At 41.8% G+C, this 17,486-nt stretch carries 18 protein-coding genes; 6 read left to right on the top strand and 12 right to left on the bottom strand.

Features of this window, described 5'->3' with window-relative positions; genetic code table 11:
* Nucleotides 1-20 precede the first annotated feature (20 nt).
* The 5 genes from LEP1GSC192_RS01950 (at nt 21) to LEP1GSC192_RS01930 (ending at nt 4,719) form a co-directional block, all read left to right on the top strand.
* Nucleotides 21-1,421: a hypothetical protein gene (locus tag LEP1GSC192_RS01950; RefSeq protein WP_036088687.1), complete on the top strand. Its 1,401-nt coding sequence runs from the start codon at nt 21-23 to the stop codon at nt 1,419-1,421.
* Nucleotides 1,422-1,426: 5 nt separating this feature from the next.
* Nucleotides 1,427-2,206, top strand: coding sequence for an ABC transporter permease (locus LEP1GSC192_RS01945; protein ID WP_020768061.1), 780 nt, complete (start codon nt 1,427-1,429; stop codon nt 2,204-2,206).
* A 1-nt stretch (nt 2,207) separates the two neighbouring features.
* Complete coding sequence (locus tag LEP1GSC192_RS01940) at nt 2,208-2,975, top strand: ABC transporter ATP-binding protein (RefSeq protein WP_020768110.1); 768 nt, start codon at nt 2,208-2,210, stop codon at nt 2,973-2,975.
* Between the two features lie 70 nt (nt 2,976-3,045).
* Nucleotides 3,046-3,795, top strand: a complete 750-nt coding sequence (locus LEP1GSC192_RS01935; protein WP_020768423.1) for an MlaD family protein — start codon at nt 3,046-3,048, stop codon at nt 3,793-3,795.
* A 45-nt stretch (nt 3,796-3,840) separates the two neighbouring features.
* Complete coding sequence (locus LEP1GSC192_RS01930; protein WP_020768245.1) at nt 3,841-4,719, top strand: NAD(P)-dependent oxidoreductase; 879 nt, start codon at nt 3,841-3,843, stop codon at nt 4,717-4,719.
* Here the strand turns inward: LEP1GSC192_RS01930 and LEP1GSC192_RS01925 are convergent.
* The 6 genes from LEP1GSC192_RS01925 to LEP1GSC192_RS01900 form a co-directional block, all read right to left on the bottom strand.
* The gene (locus tag LEP1GSC192_RS01925; RefSeq protein WP_020768472.1) at nt 4,691-5,254 is read right to left on the bottom strand and encodes a GDYXXLXY domain-containing protein; all 564 of its coding nucleotides are present in this window, start codon (nt 5,252-5,254) and stop codon (nt 4,691-4,693) included. The two genes, LEP1GSC192_RS01930 and LEP1GSC192_RS01925, sit on opposite strands and share 29 nt — an antisense overlap.
* The gene (locus tag LEP1GSC192_RS01920; protein ID WP_020768198.1) at nt 5,251-6,441 is read right to left on the bottom strand and encodes a DUF2157 domain-containing protein; all 1,191 of its coding nucleotides are present in this window, start codon (nt 6,439-6,441) and stop codon (nt 5,251-5,253) included. The genes LEP1GSC192_RS01925 and LEP1GSC192_RS01920 overlap by 4 nt, the downstream gene beginning before the upstream one ends.
* Nucleotides 6,442-6,541: 100 nt before the next feature.
* Nucleotides 6,542-7,405 (bottom strand): M48 family metalloprotease, encoded by an 864-nt coding sequence (locus tag LEP1GSC192_RS01915; protein WP_020768269.1) that lies wholly within the window; start codon nt 7,403-7,405, stop codon nt 6,542-6,544.
* Nucleotides 7,406-7,411: 6 nt separating this feature from the next.
* Entirely contained in the window at nt 7,412-8,266 is an 855-nt protein-coding gene (locus tag LEP1GSC192_RS01910) for a DUF2797 domain-containing protein (RefSeq protein WP_020768345.1), read from the bottom strand.
* On the bottom strand, nt 8,263-8,871 hold the full coding sequence (locus tag LEP1GSC192_RS01905) for a hypothetical protein (protein ID WP_036088684.1): 609 nt from the start codon (nt 8,869-8,871) through the stop codon (nt 8,263-8,265). The genes LEP1GSC192_RS01910 and LEP1GSC192_RS01905 overlap by 4 nt, the downstream gene beginning before the upstream one ends.
* Before the next feature lie 31 nt (nt 8,872-8,902).
* Nucleotides 8,903-10,162 carry an exo-beta-N-acetylmuramidase NamZ domain-containing protein gene (locus LEP1GSC192_RS01900; RefSeq protein WP_020768311.1) on the bottom strand — a complete coding sequence of 420 codons (1,260 nt, stop codon included), beginning with the start codon at nt 10,160-10,162 and terminating at the stop codon, nt 8,903-8,905.
* Nucleotides 10,163-10,228: 66 nt separating this feature from the next.
* Here LEP1GSC192_RS01900 and LEP1GSC192_RS01895 point away from each other — a divergent pair, with 66 nt between their 5' ends.
* Complete coding sequence (locus tag LEP1GSC192_RS01895) at nt 10,229-11,476, top strand: lipoprotein LipL46 (protein ID WP_020768016.1); 1,248 nt, start codon at nt 10,229-10,231, stop codon at nt 11,474-11,476.
* A 65-nt stretch (nt 11,477-11,541) separates the two neighbouring features.
* Here LEP1GSC192_RS01895 and LEP1GSC192_RS01890 read toward each other — a convergent pair whose 3' ends face one another.
* From LEP1GSC192_RS01890 to creD, 6 genes are all read right to left on the bottom strand, one after another.
* Entirely contained in the window at nt 11,542-12,093 is a 552-nt protein-coding gene (locus LEP1GSC192_RS01890) for an SRPBCC family protein (RefSeq protein ID WP_020768432.1), read from the bottom strand.
* A complete protein-coding gene (locus LEP1GSC192_RS01885) occupies nt 12,093-12,416 on the bottom strand; it encodes a helix-turn-helix transcriptional regulator (protein WP_036088682.1) in 324 nt (107 codons plus the stop codon). Before LEP1GSC192_RS01885 ends, LEP1GSC192_RS01890 begins: the two co-directional genes overlap by 1 nt.
* 283 nt (nt 12,417-12,699) lie before the next feature.
* Nucleotides 12,700-13,548, bottom strand: a complete 849-nt coding sequence (locus LEP1GSC192_RS01880; RefSeq protein WP_008590488.1) for a flagellin — start codon at nt 13,546-13,548, stop codon at nt 12,700-12,702.
* Between the two features lie 455 nt (nt 13,549-14,003).
* Nucleotides 14,004-14,849, bottom strand: a complete 846-nt coding sequence (locus LEP1GSC192_RS01870) for a flagellin (RefSeq protein WP_036088678.1) — start codon at nt 14,847-14,849, stop codon at nt 14,004-14,006.
* A 476-nt stretch (nt 14,850-15,325) separates the two neighbouring features.
* Nucleotides 15,326-16,030 carry a DUF1361 domain-containing protein gene (locus LEP1GSC192_RS01860; protein ID WP_020768091.1) on the bottom strand — a complete coding sequence of 235 codons (705 nt, stop codon included), beginning with the start codon at nt 16,028-16,030 and terminating at the stop codon, nt 15,326-15,328.
* Between the two features lie 64 nt (nt 16,031-16,094).
* A complete protein-coding gene (creD, locus tag LEP1GSC192_RS01855; protein WP_020768335.1) occupies nt 16,095-17,435 on the bottom strand; it encodes a cell envelope integrity protein CreD in 1,341 nt (446 codons plus the stop codon).
* Between the last annotated feature and the right edge of the window lie 51 nt (nt 17,436-17,486).

Below are 17,486 nucleotides of genomic sequence, written 5' to 3'. Positions count from 1 at the left end.
TTTAGGATTTTCCGGGAAGAATGATAAATAAGAATCTAATACTGATCCTTTTCTTCCTAGTTTGTACGGAAAGCCTATTTTCGGAATACCCTTTTAAACCGGTTTCTCCTTTTCCGTCCGAATACAAACAATTTTGGTTCTTATACCAATCCGAAAAAAGATTGGGAGAAGAAGAACAGATCTTTAGACCATTCTTCTCTACATATAAGGAAACCAAATCCAATTATCGTTATAATACTTTTTTATTCCCAATCTACTATTCGGAAAAAACGGATTACTGGAGGGTTTGGAGTTTTTTATTCTTTTTCAGTGGAACGGAAACCTACCACGACGATATCGGTTGGGACGAGGACACTCTTTCCCCACTTCTGATATGGGGAAAAGGTGAAACGGCTAGAGAATCCTATTTCGGTTTTTTTCCCTTATACGGAAAACTTAGAGGTAAGGCAAGTTATTCGGAGTTGAATTTTGCACTCTTCCCTCTTTATTCCAATTGGAAGTATAAGAATTATAACGCTCATGGGATTTTATGGCCCTTCGTTATGTGGGGAGGTTCCGAAGTTAGGAATGATCTCAGGATCTTCCCTTTTTATTCTCACAAGATCCATAAGGGAAAATATGAACGTTATTCTGTGCTTTGGCCGTTTTTTCAATGGGGAAATATCAACGAGGATAAAAGGGAACCTTTTACTTATAAAATGTTCTGGCCTTTTTACCTTTCCAAGGATTCGGAATTCGGGAATATGAAAGCTCGGGCTTTTTTTTGGTTTCCCATTATAGGATCTTTATTCTCGTATGGGTACGATAAAAGAACTCATGAAAAAGACCTGAATGTCCTATTTTTTCTGTTTCAATACGGTTATAATGACGACGAAGATTACAGAAAATTAATTTTATTTCCTTTTTACGGCTATTACAGATTTGCGTATAAGGAGACCAGATTTTTTACTCCGTTCTATTTTCGCTTGAGCACTGACAGTCATCATCTCAAATCTTCCGAAACCTATTTTATCCCGTTTTGGTGGAGAACCAACAGAACATACGTGCAGTGGGGAAGAGAAGAAAATTATTATAAACTCTGGCCTCTCTTCCGATGGCATGAGGACAGAGAAGGTAACCTGACCTGGAATTTTCTTTCTTTATTTCCGATAAAATCGGAACTTGTGGAAAGGATCTGGGATCCGGTCTGGTCCATCGTTGAATATCAAAAATTGTCCAATGGAGAAAAAAGGCTCTCTTTTTTAATGAGACTTTATACCCAGAGATGGAACGAAGAAGAACTGCATATTCACGTACCTTTGCTCGTAGAATACAGCTCTACTCCGGAAAAAACTTCTTATCAATTTTTATACGGTCTATTCGGATTGGAAAGAAGTAAGGATAAGACCACGGTGCAGATTTTTTGGTGGATTAGGCTCTAATCGAAATGTTGGGATCCTTTAAAGAAAAAGCAAACGATACTCTTTACGCGGCAGGTTATACGATCGTTTTGATCGCGGAAACTTTTTTAAATCTAAGATTCACGATTGAAAAGCGGAAAGAAATTTTAGACCAAATGTTTATTGCGGGCGTCGGGAGTTTGTTCGTGGTATCTGTGGTTGCAGTTTTTACCGGAATGCTTCTCACTTTAAACACAGGATTGGGTCTGAAAGATTTTGGAGCCGAGGGACAGATCGGACTTCTTCTCACGATTACCCTTACTCGCGAAATGTCCCCATTTATGACGGCGCTTATCTTGGCCGCTTCCATCGGTTCCGCCATTGCCGCGGAGATAGGTACAATGAAAGTTTCCGAGGAAATCGACGCTCTTGAAGTGATGTCTATAGACCCTATACGATTTCTGGTTTTTCCAAGAGTATTAGGTTTTTCTTTAATGGTTCCGGTTCTCTGCGTGTATTCCAGTATTTTGGGAATTTTAGGCGGAGCGTTAGTCGGGCATTTTCAATTAGGGATAGAATATATCGTCTATTTCCAAGATGTGAACGAAAGGATCACTTCTATCCCCGGTCTCAAAGATTTATATACGGGCTTATTCAAAGGGTATGTTTTCGGCCTGATCATTTCCTCCATTTCCTGTTCTCACGGTTTAAGAACGAGTGGCGGAGCAATCGGTGTCGGTAGAGCCACAAGAGAATCAGTGGTGACGTCTTTTTTAATGGTGATCTTTTTCGGTTATGTGATCACGGCGATCTTCTACAGGGAATAAAATGGAAGAATACGCAATAGAAATTATAAATCTGCACAAAGCTTTCGGGCAGAGAAAGATCTTAAAAGGAATGAATCTCCAGGTAAAAAAAGGAGAGACCATGGTAGTGCTCGGACCGTCCGGAACAGGAAAATCCGTCACCTTAAAACATATCACAGGTCTTTTGGAACCGGACGCAGGGGAATGTAGGATCTTCGGCGAAAATATTTCTGGAGCTACCTTACCAGAAAGAGAAAAATTACGTTCTAAAATGGGGGTTTTATTCCAATCGGGGGCACTCATCAACTGGATGACCGTTTTCGATAATGTTGCACTCCCCTTACGAGAACACAAATTATATCCCGAAGAGGAGATCCAACGTATTGTCGCCGAAAAACTCAGGTTAGTGGATATGACCGTGGCAAAGGACAATTTTCCGAACGATATCTCCGGCGGAATGAAAAAAAGAGCGGGACTTGCTAGAGCGATCGCTTCTAATCCGGCGATCATTCTATATGATGAACCCACATCCGGTCTAGACCCCGTTATGTCAAACGTGATCAACGAATTGATTATCCGTATCAAAAAAGAAACAGGCGCCGCTCAGGTCGTGGTTACCCATGATATGTCCAGTGCGTATATGATAGCCGACCGCATTTCATTTTTTTACGGGGGCCAGGTTTTATTTACCGGAACTCCACAAGAAGTGCAGAATTCTCCGAACGAATTCATCCGTCAGTTTATTCATGGGCACACAAAGGGCCCAATGATCCTGGAAACTAAGAATTGAAACCTAGGTCCAAAGAGAATATTCTGGATAAAAAGTCCGATATAAATATGGTAAGAGTTCTGGATCCTAAATGAAATCAATCCGTTATCTTTTAGTAGGTGCTATCTTCTCGGTCGCCTTAGTCATAGTAGGTTATTTTACCGTAATGACGGAAGGTGGACCCATTCAAAAACGGGGAGAATTCCTAAAAATCAATTTCAAAAACTCGGAGGGGATCAAGGTAGGAAACAAGGTCACTGTACAAGGTGTTCCGTTCGGATACGTTTCTAACATTAGACTGATCCAGATAGACGAAAGTGGAGCCGTTCTTCCTGCGGGAGAAGTGGGAGTCGCCACTAGAGTAGAAGTCACAATTCTTCTGAAAGAACCGGTCCGTATATATGAAAATTATGATATTGCAATACGTAACGAAAGTTTACTTTCAGGCCGAGTAATTTCCATAGATCCTGGAACTTCCGAATCCGCGGAAGAAAGCAAAGGAGCACCGAGGACCTTCCAAGTTGTGGATTATAAAACGGCAGGGGCCTCCTTAAAAGGGAGAGTATTACAAGATCCGCTCGTATCTCTTTCCGAACTAATCGCCGAGAATAGAGGAGATATCCGAAAAACTTTCTCCAACGTAGCCGATATCACCACAAAGATCAATAGTGGAGATGGGACTTTGGGAAGACTGATCAATCGTGACGATCTTCATACCAATGTAAATACCGTTCTGACGGATGCACAGATCGTTCTGCGAGAACTAAGAGAAGGTTTGGAAGATACACGCGAACAGGCACCGGTCACAAGCTTTATCCGCGCGGCACTCAGCTCTTTTTAAAACCTTTTTCTTGCCAAACTGGGTTTCCTACGAAAGACTTTTCCTATGTCTTCTCGTAAAATCGCAATCATCGGTATAGGGATCATGGGTAGAGGGATCGCAAATAATCTTTCTAAGTTAGGTCATTCTCTCCAATTATTCGCCCGTAATCCTGAAAAGATCCAAGACCTACAGTCCGATCTGGTCTCCGTTCATGGAAATATCAAAGAAACGGTAAAAGATTCGGAAATTATAATACTTTGTCTGACCGAAGATCATGTTGTGGAAGAGTCCGTATTCTCCTCCGGACTTTTGGAAACGAATGCAAATTATGTGATCGACGTAGGCACAACCTCCCCTTCTCTCACTCTCAAGTTAAAAGATACATTCCATAAAATGAATATTCATTTCTTAGATGCTCCGATGACGGGTTCCAAGAATGCAGCCAGGGACGGTCAGATCCTATTTATGGTAGGAGCAAAGTCCAAGGAAGAGATCGAAGATATCTCTTTCATTTTTGAGGCCTGCGGGAAAAACACGGTCTATTGCGGAGAAGTCGGAGATGGACAGAAAGCAAAGATCGCATTAAATATGGTGCAAGCAGGGATCTTCCAAGTCTATATGGAAGGTTTTTCATTGGCAAAGGCTCAAGGTATAGATCCTTCTGTCTTGAAATCTATTTTAGAACAATCCGCTGCCAAGTCCGGAATTTCAGAATTTAAGTTTCCGTTCGTATTTTCCGGAAACTACGAAACTCATTTTGCATTGAAGAATATGTACAAAGATCTGAAACATGCCCTCACATTAGGGAAAACATCCGGAACAAAGTTGCCACTCTGTTCCGGATTGGATGAGATCTATCGCTACGGGATGGAAGCGGGTTTAGGAGAGAAGGATTATTGCAGCTTGAACGAAGTTACTGCGAAGATACCTCCGGCCAAATGATCTTTTCGATGAGGCCATTCCCGTTCTTATCCATTCGTAATTGGATTTTGGCTCCCGGCTTTCTTAATTTTTCCTCTAGTTCTTTCGCGCCTTCTTCCGGGATATAGTATTTGCTGAAAGGATAATGAAAGTTTCCGTAATTACACTCCCCTCTGATATAATTCCAGCAAGTTGGATCATTCTTTGCCTCGTTACAATCGGAGTAAAAACCTAAGTCATAAACGGAAGGTTCTCTGGAATTGAAACATACACAAGCTTCCTTTATATTCTTTCTCGGGATCTTAGGGTCCGCCTCGAAAGAATTGGAAGAAAAGGAAAAGACGGTCCCCTCTCCTTGGCAAACGTCGTTCGAATATTTACGATCTATCTGAAATCTGAGATAATGCCCGGAAAGTAGATCTCTAGGATCATAACCCGTGATCGGAAGGATTAATACTTTTCCATTCCTAAGATCGAATTCTCTTTCTAGAGCTATGGAGGCTAAAACAAGAATGGGCAAAAATACCGCAAGAACCGAAATGGTTAACTTTTTCATATTCCTAATTCCTCCGATTGAAAGAGTTGGTTCGCTGCATTTCGGATCCTTTCCCTCATCTTAAATATTAAAATACTGAATCCTAGTATGAATATTCCCGAGACGACGAGACCGATCCCTGTGGCGAGTAAACTTCCGAACACTTCCAGATAAATATAAACGAAACGGACGCCTAAGACTAATAAAGATAGATCAAACCATCTTCTGGATTCGAAAAATAAAAATGTAAACGGGATCCAGGCCAAAAAGAAGAATATCATAGCCGGAAATTTTCCATACCAATGAAACAGTTGCGGATAATTCAGAAATCCTAAGAATATTCCGGAAATCGAAAGTAAGATGATCTTTCTTCTTGAAAAACGGTTTCGAAAAATTTGAGAAATAGCGATTAACGTGACTGGAATAATTAGGGGCCAGTACCATGGAAAAGGAACGTCGTATTTTCTGTAAAACTCGGGGTTCGGATCTAAATTCGGGATATCGCGTGTCTCAAAACTTCCCCAAATGGAAGAAGTGATAAAAAAACCGAAGGCCCAAAGTAAGAACGGATTCACTAGAATAGAAGTTTTACTCTCCTTTGTTTCCAGCCTTCTCTCTGCAAAGATCGCAACCCCTGCAAACACCCAGGAGGCAACAAAAAAGAATAAAGAGTAATAATGACTTCTTTCTCTCCAGTCGATATTCGAATTATTGTCGATCCAACTTAAAATGGAGGAACTGAATACCGCGATCCAAAGATGTTGCAGCACCCTGCCAGGATACATGATCACAAGTAAAATAGTGATCCCCGACCATAAGAGCAAAGCCTGGTATAATTTCCCCTGTGTATGGTAAACCTGGGAGATTAGACCAATATTCGCAAAAAATAATACACCCAGAAGTAAAACCAAAAGATAACGGATCGTATCGTTCCAGATCTCTTTCCTTTGTGAATATAGGATCGCGATCCCTATCCCGAAAAGTATCGTAAAACTAGTGCCCAGTTTTATCGAATAATGAATCTTGTCCCAGTTAGCCGCCACCATAGCGATAACTCCAAGACCGATGACCACGATTCCTAAGGCTAAAAAGGAATAGAATACATAAGGAATTTTTTTAGAATCTTCGAATTTGAGAATGGACTCTGCCTGAGCCTGGCTAATGAGTCCTGAATCCACCCAAGTTTTTAATTTTTTCTTCCAATTCATGACGCAAAGGTTATCCGGACGGAATGGAATTCAGTCAACCTTTCTTTCAATAATTTAGAAATAGAACCGGCAGTTACAAGCCGATATCCGTAGAGCTAAATCAGTCTTCTTCCTTTGTTCCCAAAGATTTTTCTATATGATTACGGTATCTTTCTTTAAAGAATGACTTTTGATTCGGCGCACCGATCCCGGCTTCTTTCAACCTTCTTTCGTTTGCCGAAATTCGATCCTCGTCCAAAGGGTGAGTGCTCAAATATTTTTCCAAAGGAATATCGGCGCCGCTCAACTCAGGATTTTTCTTTTTCTCTTGTTGGAGATCTTTAAAAAAATCCGCGATTGCTCCAGGATAATAAGGAGTGGACCTCATATAGTCAAAGCCGTATTCGTCCGCTTCTTCTTCCATGGAGCGGGAATTTACAAGACCTAATAGATTTGTGGAAAGTCCTGCTATGTCCGCCGAATGTTGTGCCAGATCGGGACCGAGCACATAAGACAGAACAAAATACAAGGCAAAATATAAAGTGATATTTGTGGATAATTGTTTGGTGGAATGTCTTCTCTCCGCATGAGCAATCTCGTGAGAAAGGATACCGGCAAGAGTCGCTTCATTCTTTACGAAATGAAGAAGTCCCGTATAGACGAAAATATAACCTCCGGGGGCGCAGATCGCATTGATCACCTTATCGTCGTCTATTATGGTTACCTTATATTTGAACTCATCCTTGTATTGGATGGATTTGGACTTTAAGATACGGTCTACAATGGATTGTAGATATTTTTCCAAAGGTTTGTCTTTGTAAATTTCACCGTGGGCATCACCCGTAACGGCAGCTTTATAAAATTGTTCTCCTAAAAAACGATCGACGTCCAATGGAAAAACGAGATCGACCATCCAGCCACAACCTTGGAGGCTAAAAAGCAAAAATAGTACCAGGAAATATTTGCGAATTGAGGTTTTCTTCATTTGGTGTTACTCCGAATACAAACGGATTTCGTATCCGCCATAGGCGCGGATATTGATGACTCCATCCTCGAACAAAAGGTATTGTCCTTTAATGCCGAGTAATTTGGAATCTATCTCCTTCTCTTTATCGGGGGAAAAAGATTTGGATTTTTTTGGATATTCTAAAATAGGATAACTTAATTTTGTGATATTTCGTTCTTCTGATTCCGTATAAGGAACCCCTAGGTCCCAGGAATCCAAGATTTCCAGTAATTCTTTCTTTTTGGAAATCAGATCGAAGGTTCCCGAATCTTCCGTCACCATCTTCTGCCATTTGGTTTTATCATCGATAACGGTCGTAAATTGTTTTTCGATGAGACCTGCGTCTCTTCTGGAGGAAACTTCCAAAAGTGGGATTGCTTCTTGGGCTCCCTGGTCCACCCAACGATTGGAGACAGGTTTTTCTCGAGTGATCCCCACTTTTAATCCGCTTGTATTTGCAAGATATACGGTATGTTTTTGGAAGCAGTAACCTTCTCCCCATTCAGGTTCCCTACAGGTTCCCAAATGAAAATGACAGGTTTCAGGACGAAGAATACATAGATCATTTTCCGCTAATGTTTGAAAACATTGGAAACAACTTCCCTGGTTGAAACTTTTGCTTGTTATTTTTCCACAATTCACGCAGCGGATTTTTCCGGTAAATTCCAGTTTTACCCTTTTGCCTACAAGATTACCGATCCGAAAACCTTCGGGAACAAGTTGGGCCTCTTGTTTTCCGGATTCGGAAGACGGATAAGTAGCTACCACCCAGATATATTCTACCGGGTTTACACCTTCATGGTCCATCATTCTTAAAAATCCGGAAGACAATTCTTTCATGGAAAAAAATATTCCTTACCGCCGAGTGGTCGTAACTTTGCATCCACTTTTACGGTTAAAATAGTGCTTAACTCCTGCCCTTTCCAGTCAAAAACAACGATTTTATCTTCGTAGGAATAATGGCTCAACCTTCCATCCGTATGATAGAAAAATTTCAGATCGCTCTCCCCTTCTTTTCCGGGAACAGAAAGAACTCCCTTTCCTGCGAGGGTCCTTCCCTCGTACCATTTCGCTTTCATAGGGATAGAAGGTATCGTCCTCGCGGGAGTCAAACCGCTGCTTGCAGAGGCAGCGTCCGGAGTTTTAGGTTCCGGATCCGAACCTTCCGCCAACTTGTCTTCTAAACTAGAAACCCTAAGTAATGCGCATTGGAAATTTCCCTCTAATTTAGGAAAGTTTTGGTTGCAGGGAGCCTCTTTTACATATAATTCCTGATCAAAGGAAGCACCTGTGCGAACACTTTGTGCGATCTTTGCAAACGCATAAAATTTCAAACGGCCCAAAACTTCTTTTAGTCCGTATTCTTTCCATTCTCCGCTTTGGTTTTCCGCAAAAAGGGAAAAGGAAAATAAAATTACGAATATGGCAGCGAATCGGGTTCTCATAATATCTCTTTCGAAATCCTGTAACAAAACATTAGTAGATCAGATATTTTTGGATCAGCTTATTTGCGGAAGATTCCGATTCCGCGTAAGAAGCCTTAAATTCATCGTAGGTCTTACCCGCATCCACAGACTCTCTGAATTTTTCGGTACCCCAAAGAAAATCTATATTATGCGATCCGTCCGCGTATTGTCTCCATTTGAAATCCTTATATTTCTTTTTCATAATGGACGTCAGGTTATACGCCATTCTGATCGGATCGTATTTTCGGTTGACTACCGTTAAACGCAGACCTCTGCAGATCTCTCCCTTAAACGGTCCGAAGGTAGGTTTAAAAAATACACTTTGGTAATAATAATCTCCCTTACTGTCCTCGTTCAATTCGGAGATAATTTCTTCCGGTTCATTCATCCAAGGAGCGCCGAAATATACGAATGGAGCCTGGGTACCTCTTCCTACGGAAACATTCACTCCTTCTAATAATACCAGACCAAGATAATTCCGCGCAGAATCGAGCATCGGTAGATTCGGAGAAGGTGTGGACCAAGGGATACCTTCTTTTTCCCAATCGAATCCTCTTTTTAGATTTTCGGGAGAGATAATATTTAGTTTTACTCTCCCACCCAAATATTCTCCGTTATAGAATGCAGCCGCTTCTCCCAGAGTCATCCCTGTGAAAAATAGAGAGGGAAATTCTCCCGCGAAGTTAAGGAACTTCTTTTGGATACCTTCTCCCCTTGCGCCTAAATATAATGCCGGGTTTGGATGATCTAAGAGGATAAACTTCGTGTTTGGATCGGGCAAATTATCCATCAAACGTTTCAAAACGCTTAGGTAGGTATAACAACGCATCCCCATGTCGACTACGTCGAAGACTACTGCATCCGCACCCTTTAAGATCGCAGGGATCTCTGAGTTTTTAACTTTATAAATATGATAGATAGGGAGTTGAAAAGTTTCATCCATTGTGACAGGAGACTTACTGAAGTCCTCTTCCAATCCTAAAAACCCGTGTTCAAGCCCGATCAGATGTTTGATCTTTACTTTTTTATCCTTAAACTCTTTTATAATCTTCTCAGGATATCTTCCTATACCGGATGGATTGGTAACGAGCACAACGGATTTACCGGAAAGACTAGGAAGTACTTGCTCGTAGAAGGAAACTTCGGCTGGAATAATTTTGGATTTAGAAATATGACTTCGGGATGACGCTTCTACGCAGGAGCCTGAGGAAATTGTCAGAAAAAAAATGAGTAAAGTTAGGATTTTTTTGTTTCTTTCTTTGAACCGCATGTAAGATACCTTATTTGTTCAGTAAATAGACAGAATTCAATACATCAAGGAGAAAAAGGAAGCGATATGGCAAAGCTGCCCATCCTGCGGATTACCGCTCTCACACTGATTTTAGGTTTCGCTTTTGCATGCGCAACGGGTGACGGATCCCGACGCAAGAAAAAAGAAGAATTCACTAGAGAAGGAAATACCATCACCGTGATCGGAGAGGCTCCGATCTATAACGGAGATATAGCGAACGCAAAACAAAGAGCGATCAAAGACGCAAAAGTTAATGCGGTACGTAAAGTAGTTGGTGAAGAAATTTCCAACAAAAGCCAAGCTTCCGATGGAGAAAGTTTAGGCTCTAGTCTACTTTCCAAAACGGATGCATTCGTAAAATCGTACGATATCGTTTCGGAAGACCAAGGTAAGATCGATACTCAACCGATCTTAAAACTTACAGTTCGATGCACCATCGAAGAATCTAAACTTTCCACCGCGGTCGAAGGTCTTCTTGCAGATGTTGGAAATCCAAGAATTGTAGTTTTAGTTCCTTCTAAAGTTGGAGGGGCACCGGTTGCTCCTTTAAGCAATGGTAATATTGCGGAAGCTGAGATCATCAAAGGTTTAAAAAAAGCAGGCAACAAGATCGTAGATCCGGGAACTGCTTCTAAAACGGTTAAACCTTCCGGTTTGAATGCGGATGCAGTCAACTCTCTGGATGCCGGAGCTGCGATACTCATCCAAGCTCAAGCTTCCGGAGCAGAAGTGCTGGTAGTTGGTTCCGTAGAGACAGAAGACCAAGCGCCTGTAACTGCAATCGGCGGAAAACAATTGGATAGACCTTTATTCAATACTGCTGCCACCGGTCCTTATAAAGTGATCCTGCTTTGGGGAGATGGAAAAATTGTAGCATCCGGAAACGGAGACGCTCGTGGAGCGGATATCACACAAAAAGTTTCCAGAGAAAAAGCGCTTGCAGGTTGGGCGGAAGACGTTACCAAAAAAGTAAACAAACAACTCAAAGAAGAGTGGTTTAATCTCACCGAGAACAATACCATCATTCTCAAGTTTACCGGATTGGATGCGGACGAATCCACTAAGTTCAAAGATGATCTGGCAGAATTGACCGCTGCAAAAGACATCAATGTTAGAACTAGCAACGTAAGCGGTTCCGAGTGGGAAGTTACTTACCCAGGAAAAGACGCACTGTTTATGGACGAATTAGTCTATAAAAAGGACAGAGGATTTTCTTTCTTAGCTACTAAGAAAATGAACGTTAAATCCGCTGCAAGAGGTGTCGTCACTTTGGAGTTCAGTCCGAATAAATAATCGATTTACCGATCGATCTAAAAGAAAAGCCGGCGAATTGCTCGTCGGCTTTTTACTTTTAAGGCTTACTTCTTAGCGGTAATTTTCAGTTTTTCACCGTACGCAGTTTCATGTTTTGCGAATGTCTGCCAGAATTTAGGGACCGATTCCCTATAAAGTTTAGAGACAAGAATATCCAAATGAGTATGCCAGCCTGAAGAAACCATAAGTTTACCGAATTCATCCGTCAGTTTGTAATGTCTCAAGGTAAGAAGAACATCTTCTCCCTTTTCTTCTAGCTCGAAACGAACTTCCGAATTAGGATGCCAAGTAAAACTTAAAAGACGAGGAGCTTCGATTGCTGTGATCGTTTCTACTCCGCTAATACCGTTTTCCATCGCCTTGAATCGATCCGGATATGTTTTTTCCTCCGAAAGAGAGGAATGTAAAAAATTCAGTTCTACTTTTCCACCCACCTTCAGCTCCATAGTTCCCTTTGCAAGCCAGGTGCCTCGCTTTTCGGAATCGACAAGATATTCCCAAACAGTCTCGATCGGACCCGGTAGTAACCTTTGGAAACGAACTTCTGACTCGGAAGTAAAGGTCCCATACGTTTTGTTTACAGTTAGATCTTTCATTACGATCTTCTCCCCTTTCTCATTTTATTGGCTTTTAATTCCTTTTCCAGAAGATCGAGTCTTCCTTCCCAGAAAGATTTCGCTCTATCCAGCCAGTCTTGGATCTCTTTCCAACCTTTGTAATCCAATGAGTGGATCCTTCTTTGCCCATCCACTCTTGTTTGGATTAGATTACATTCTCTCAAAACCTTAAAATGTTGGGAAATCGCGGCGGAACTTATATCAAAATGTCCTGCAATTTCTCCGGCTCCCATTTCCCCATCGAACAAGAGTTCTAAAATTTTGCGCCTGGTTGGGTCCGCAATCGCATCTAAAGCCTTCATAAGCATATATTTAAGTATAAACTTAATTAAGTCAACACTTAATTATATCTTTTCCCCGAAAAGTCGAGGTCCGAAAATCAAAAGTAAGCGATAAAAAACCGAGAATTTTTTTAGGAACGAAACGTTTAGAAAAAAAAGGAAAAGACGAATATAGAATTAACCGACGGTTTTTCGGGAAATGAAGAATGAATATTATAAATTCCTGACAAACTCGCGAATTTACGGATTTAAAAGAAAAAAACCACCGGAGGATTTCCCGTCCGGTGGTGCCTGTTCCCGAAAACTACATTTGAAGAAGTTTGAGGACCGAATTCGGTTTAAGATTTGCTTGCACTAACATCGCCGTACCACTCTGCACGAGTATTTGTTTAGTAGTTAGAGCAACCATCTCCTCCGCCATATCGGCGTCACGAATTCTGGACTCGGAGGCCTGCATATTTTCGTATGCCGCCATGAGACCTTTTGCGGAATGTTCCAGCCTATTAAAATAAGCTCCCATATCCGCCCTCTGCTTCATGATCTTTCCGAGCGCAGCATCGGCTAGGCCGATCACTTCGTTCGCTTCCCCAGGAGAAGAAACCGCAATCGGTCTTCCGTCTGCCTTGGTCAGCTTTAAAGCTCGGGAAGTCATAGTTCCAATGAAGAACCTTTCCCTTTGGTTCTGGTTCGGTCCCATATGGAACCACATAGAAGCCCTTTTGGAACCTCTAGCGAAGTCTCCTTCGAACAATTTGAATCGATTGAACTCGGCTTGAGAAGCAATTCGATCCACTTCGTCGACTAAGGCGGAAACTTCCACCTGAACCAATTGTCTATCTTCGGGGCTGTAGATCCCATTCGAGGTTTGGATGGCCAAAACCCGGATCCTTTGGATGATATCCGAAGACTGTTGAAGGAATCCTTCCGCAGTCTGGATGAAACTCATCCCGTCTTCCGTATTTCTCTCCGCTTGTCTCAGTCCGTTGATCTGCGTTCTGAGTTTTTCGGAGACAGCCAAACCCGAAGCATCATCGCCGGCAGAATTGATCCGCATCCCGGACGACAAAGCTTTCATGGTTTTATCCACAGCTAGCTCGTTGAACTTCAGAGAGCGGTGTGAATTCACCGCACTCAGGTTGTGATTGATAATCATCCTACACTCCTTGTAGAGAGTTTCCGGAGGATCTCCCTATCCTCCGATCGGACATGACCTGTCCGGTGCTCCGGGATGGACCCGGTCGGACCACCCGACAGGTCATTCTCCCTTGGAGATTTAGGATATTTTTCAATCACGGCAAGAACGCCGACTAACGTCAGTGATCTTACAAAAGTACAATAAGCTTTAGGTTATTACTAACCCGGTTTTCGTTTCCTCGGAATTCCTCCTTGGAAAAGGAACCGGAAAAAAATTGGGGAAAGAAGAAGACTAGACCCGACGTTTTTCCTGTACCTTTTCGTTATAGTCCGCAAAGCGGGCTTTATAAGCCGGAGCTTGCGACGGCAATTAGGTCCCTAGACGACGATAGCCGCATCTGCGGCTTCGGAGTTCTACAGAAAAGAAGTTCCCGGTGCGGGAGCATCACTGCTCCCGCTGCCGGAAAGTCCTAATTACCTAAGTAACTGGAGGACAGACTGAGGTCTTACGTTAGCTTGTGCTAACATTGCAGTACCGGACTGAACCAAGATCTGGTTCTTAGTGAACGATACAGTTTCCTCTGCCATATCCGCGTCCCTGATTCTCGACTCTGAAGCTTGGATGTTCTCGTAAGCTACCATCAGACCTTTAGAGGCATGCTCTAGTCTGTTATAGTAAGCTCCAAGATTTGCTCTTTGTTTGTTGATTTTCATTAAAGCATCGTCAAGAAAGCCGATTGCTTCGTTTGAAAGTTCAGCAGTAGAAAGAGTCAAAAGTGTTCCATCAGACTTGATCAAATTCAGAGCCTTAGCGGTCATAGTTGCGATATAGACACGTTCCCTCTGGTGCTGGTTCGGTCCGATGTGGAACCACATAGAAGCAGTTCTTGATCCACGAGCGAAATCGCCTTGGAGCAATGCCATCTTGTTAAACTCTGCTTGGGAGGAAATGCGATCAATTTCGTCTATAAGCTGAGAAACTTCTACTTGGATCATCTGACGGTCTTCTGCACCGTAGATACCGTTGGAAGATTGGATTGCAAGTACACGGATCCTTTGGATGATATCATTCGTTTCTTGAAGATATCCTTCCGTTGTTTGGATCAGGGACATGCCGTCCTCAGTGTTTCTCTCCGCTTGGCGAAGTCCTTTCACCTGAGTTCTCATTTTTTCGGAAACGGCTAGACCGGATGCATCATCCCCGGCGCGGTTGATACGCATACCGGAAGAAAGAGCCTCCATGTTTTTCGCCACTTCGTTGTTCTGGAACTTCAGAACGCGGTGGGAGTTAATCGCGGCTAAGTTATGGTTAATGATCATTTGTTTCCTCCTTGAAACTGATCATGAGCCCGGCATCCGTGCCGGGATCTTGTGCTGGTTTGGTTTTGGTCTTTTTTTCTATCTATTTAAATGAAGGCTGAATTCCGGGAAAGACCTAGAATTCAGGGTTTCCTTCAGATATATCTTCGGTGAAGCAGATGTCCTAGATTAATTTTAACGAAAATGAAGCTTTTCGTTAAAATTAACGGTTTTTTATTGTTTTTTAGCGATTTTTAAAGAAATGAAGGAAATAGATTTGGAGAAATTTTAGAAAAAATTTTCCTTTTTTGGGCTCATCTAAAAGTTCGAACGAATCGGAAATTTCCATAAGCATTTTTTTGGAAAATCGAGGAGGTTTCTCGCAGGAAGTCGAGACTTCACCTATGATTGCTTTTAAGAGAAAAAGCAATCATAGAGGCTTATTTCCGAATATTTTACAATTTTTCGCGCGGTTCATCACTTCCCTACTTCAAGCATTACCGTGACTTCACTTTCAATCCGGAAGGAACCGAGCGGATATTCATATCTCCCAAAGATAAAGCGAGAAGGTAGGCAAGTAACATCCCAATCGATAAAAATCCCAGTGCCAGAGACAATTTCCAATTCCCATAAACTATCCGTAAAAAATCCCAAGAATCTGAAAATAGAGAAACAGGATCTTTTAATAGATCCCAAGAATTCCAACGATAGAATCTACCGATACAGATGCCAAAAACCGTCAGCGGAGAAATACAAACGATAAATATCCACCCAAACCAAGAATTGATCCGATCGTTCAGCAGTAATTGTACGATTCTTAAAGAAATAAAGCCCGCAAATAAGCCACACCATGTAAAAGAAAAGATCATCAATATATCAAACCAGATCGGAACGGAATTCCTGGCCCGCAAATGTACGAAGTCTGTAACGATATAAGGAGCATTCGGAAAAAATATAAACCAAACGATCAACAAGGATAAGACGAATAAATCCATCCTACGATTTCGTAATTCATAATATACGTAGGCAAAATACGAAAACACTAATGGAACAATCGCAAGAAACAAATTCCAGATTAAAAAAGAGAATGCTTTCTCTTTAGAGACCGAAATACGTGTGCAAATCAAGAAAACGCTCACGAAACTGCTTAAAGAGAGAACGAATAATTGTCGGATGAAAGGTATATTAAAAATTAATTTCATACTATTAAGCCCCACAAAGATCCTTTTAGGGAAAATCAAATCCCCTAAAAGGAAGACAATGGAATTACGCAGGGATCCGTTCCTCTTTGGTCCCAAAAGAATACCAATCTACATTTCTAGTCAGATGCATAAGCCCCGCTAAAACAAAGAATACAGCTAAAGAACCTAAAAGTAACGCGTTCTCTTCCGACGCAAGGATCACATATAAGAAGGTATAAAGAATAGTAAAATATCCCCCAGCCAGATATCCCCTCTTTTTATCTTTTAATACGGAACCCGCATAATATGAAATTAATGCCGATACCGAGATAGAGGCGCATACATATGCCCAATTAAATCCTATATGTTCCGAAAGAGAAAGATTCAAAACATAGAAGACGAGCATCGCTGCACCGATCATCAAATATTGCAAAGGATGCAAGCTCCTTCTTCCGAAAATTTCGAGCAAGAAGAATAGGGTAAAACTAGCAGTCAAAAACAAAATCGCATATTTCAAGGAACGCTCCGATTTCAGATAATGATCGGCGGGAATGATCAAACGGACCCCATATGCAGAATTTATAATAGAATCCATAAAGGAACCGTTCATATCCTGTATGACTTGAGGATAATTTCTTGCAAAGTAAGTGGATTCCCATACGGCTTGAAAACCATTTTCGGTCACTGACCTTTCATTCGGCAAAATGGAACCTTCGAAAGAAGGATCTTTCCAATCCGAACTCATTTTGATAGAACTCGTTTTCCCGACTGGGACAATATAAATTGAATCCGAACCCTTTAGCGGAACTTCCAAGGAAAAAGCAAAGTTGCCACTTTCCACTTTCGACATTAATTTCGTATGAAGTCCTGCCGGGAAAAAATAGGAAGAGGATCCCGGTTGTAAGACAGTATCCTTTCCGGCTAAATTGAATTTTACATCCTTCCCTATTCCTTTCGGATCCGAAACGGAGAGAATGATCCGTGCCTGCGACCATAGGATATTCTTGGTTCTAGCGGGAAAATCCGCCAGAGTAGGAGATTTAAAACTTCCTTCCATCTTAAAATCCCCGGAAAAGAGAACCGTTTCATAAATGGATCTCTTTCTCTTCTCCGCCTTCAGGTCCGAATTTACCGTTAGAGTTTCCGGCAGAATGTAGATCTCTCCACTTTCGCTATCCACTTCTTCTTCATCACGCTCGTTGGAAGTCTTTTTTACTTTCTCCAATTTATACGGGATTACTAAAAACGGGCCTGCGATCGTTTGGCTCGCACCCCATTTGGAATTCATTTCTTGCATGGCTTCTCTTGACCGTTCTTGCCTTTCGCTGACTAAGGCTCCCATCATAAATAGTGGGACCACAAATCCGATAAGCATCCCTCCTAAAATTAAAACTCGAATGCCGACTGAAGTTTTTAATTTACTCATATTTCCGCTCCTTGAGCAGAAAGTATCTGCGAATAACGTGAGTGGATTATG

The organism is Leptospira sp. B5-022 (assembly GCF_000347035.1).
Classification (GTDB): domain Bacteria; phylum Spirochaetota; class Leptospiria; order Leptospirales; family Leptospiraceae; genus Leptospira_B; species Leptospira_B cinconiae.
This window is presented reverse-complemented; position numbering and strand designations above follow the sequence as displayed.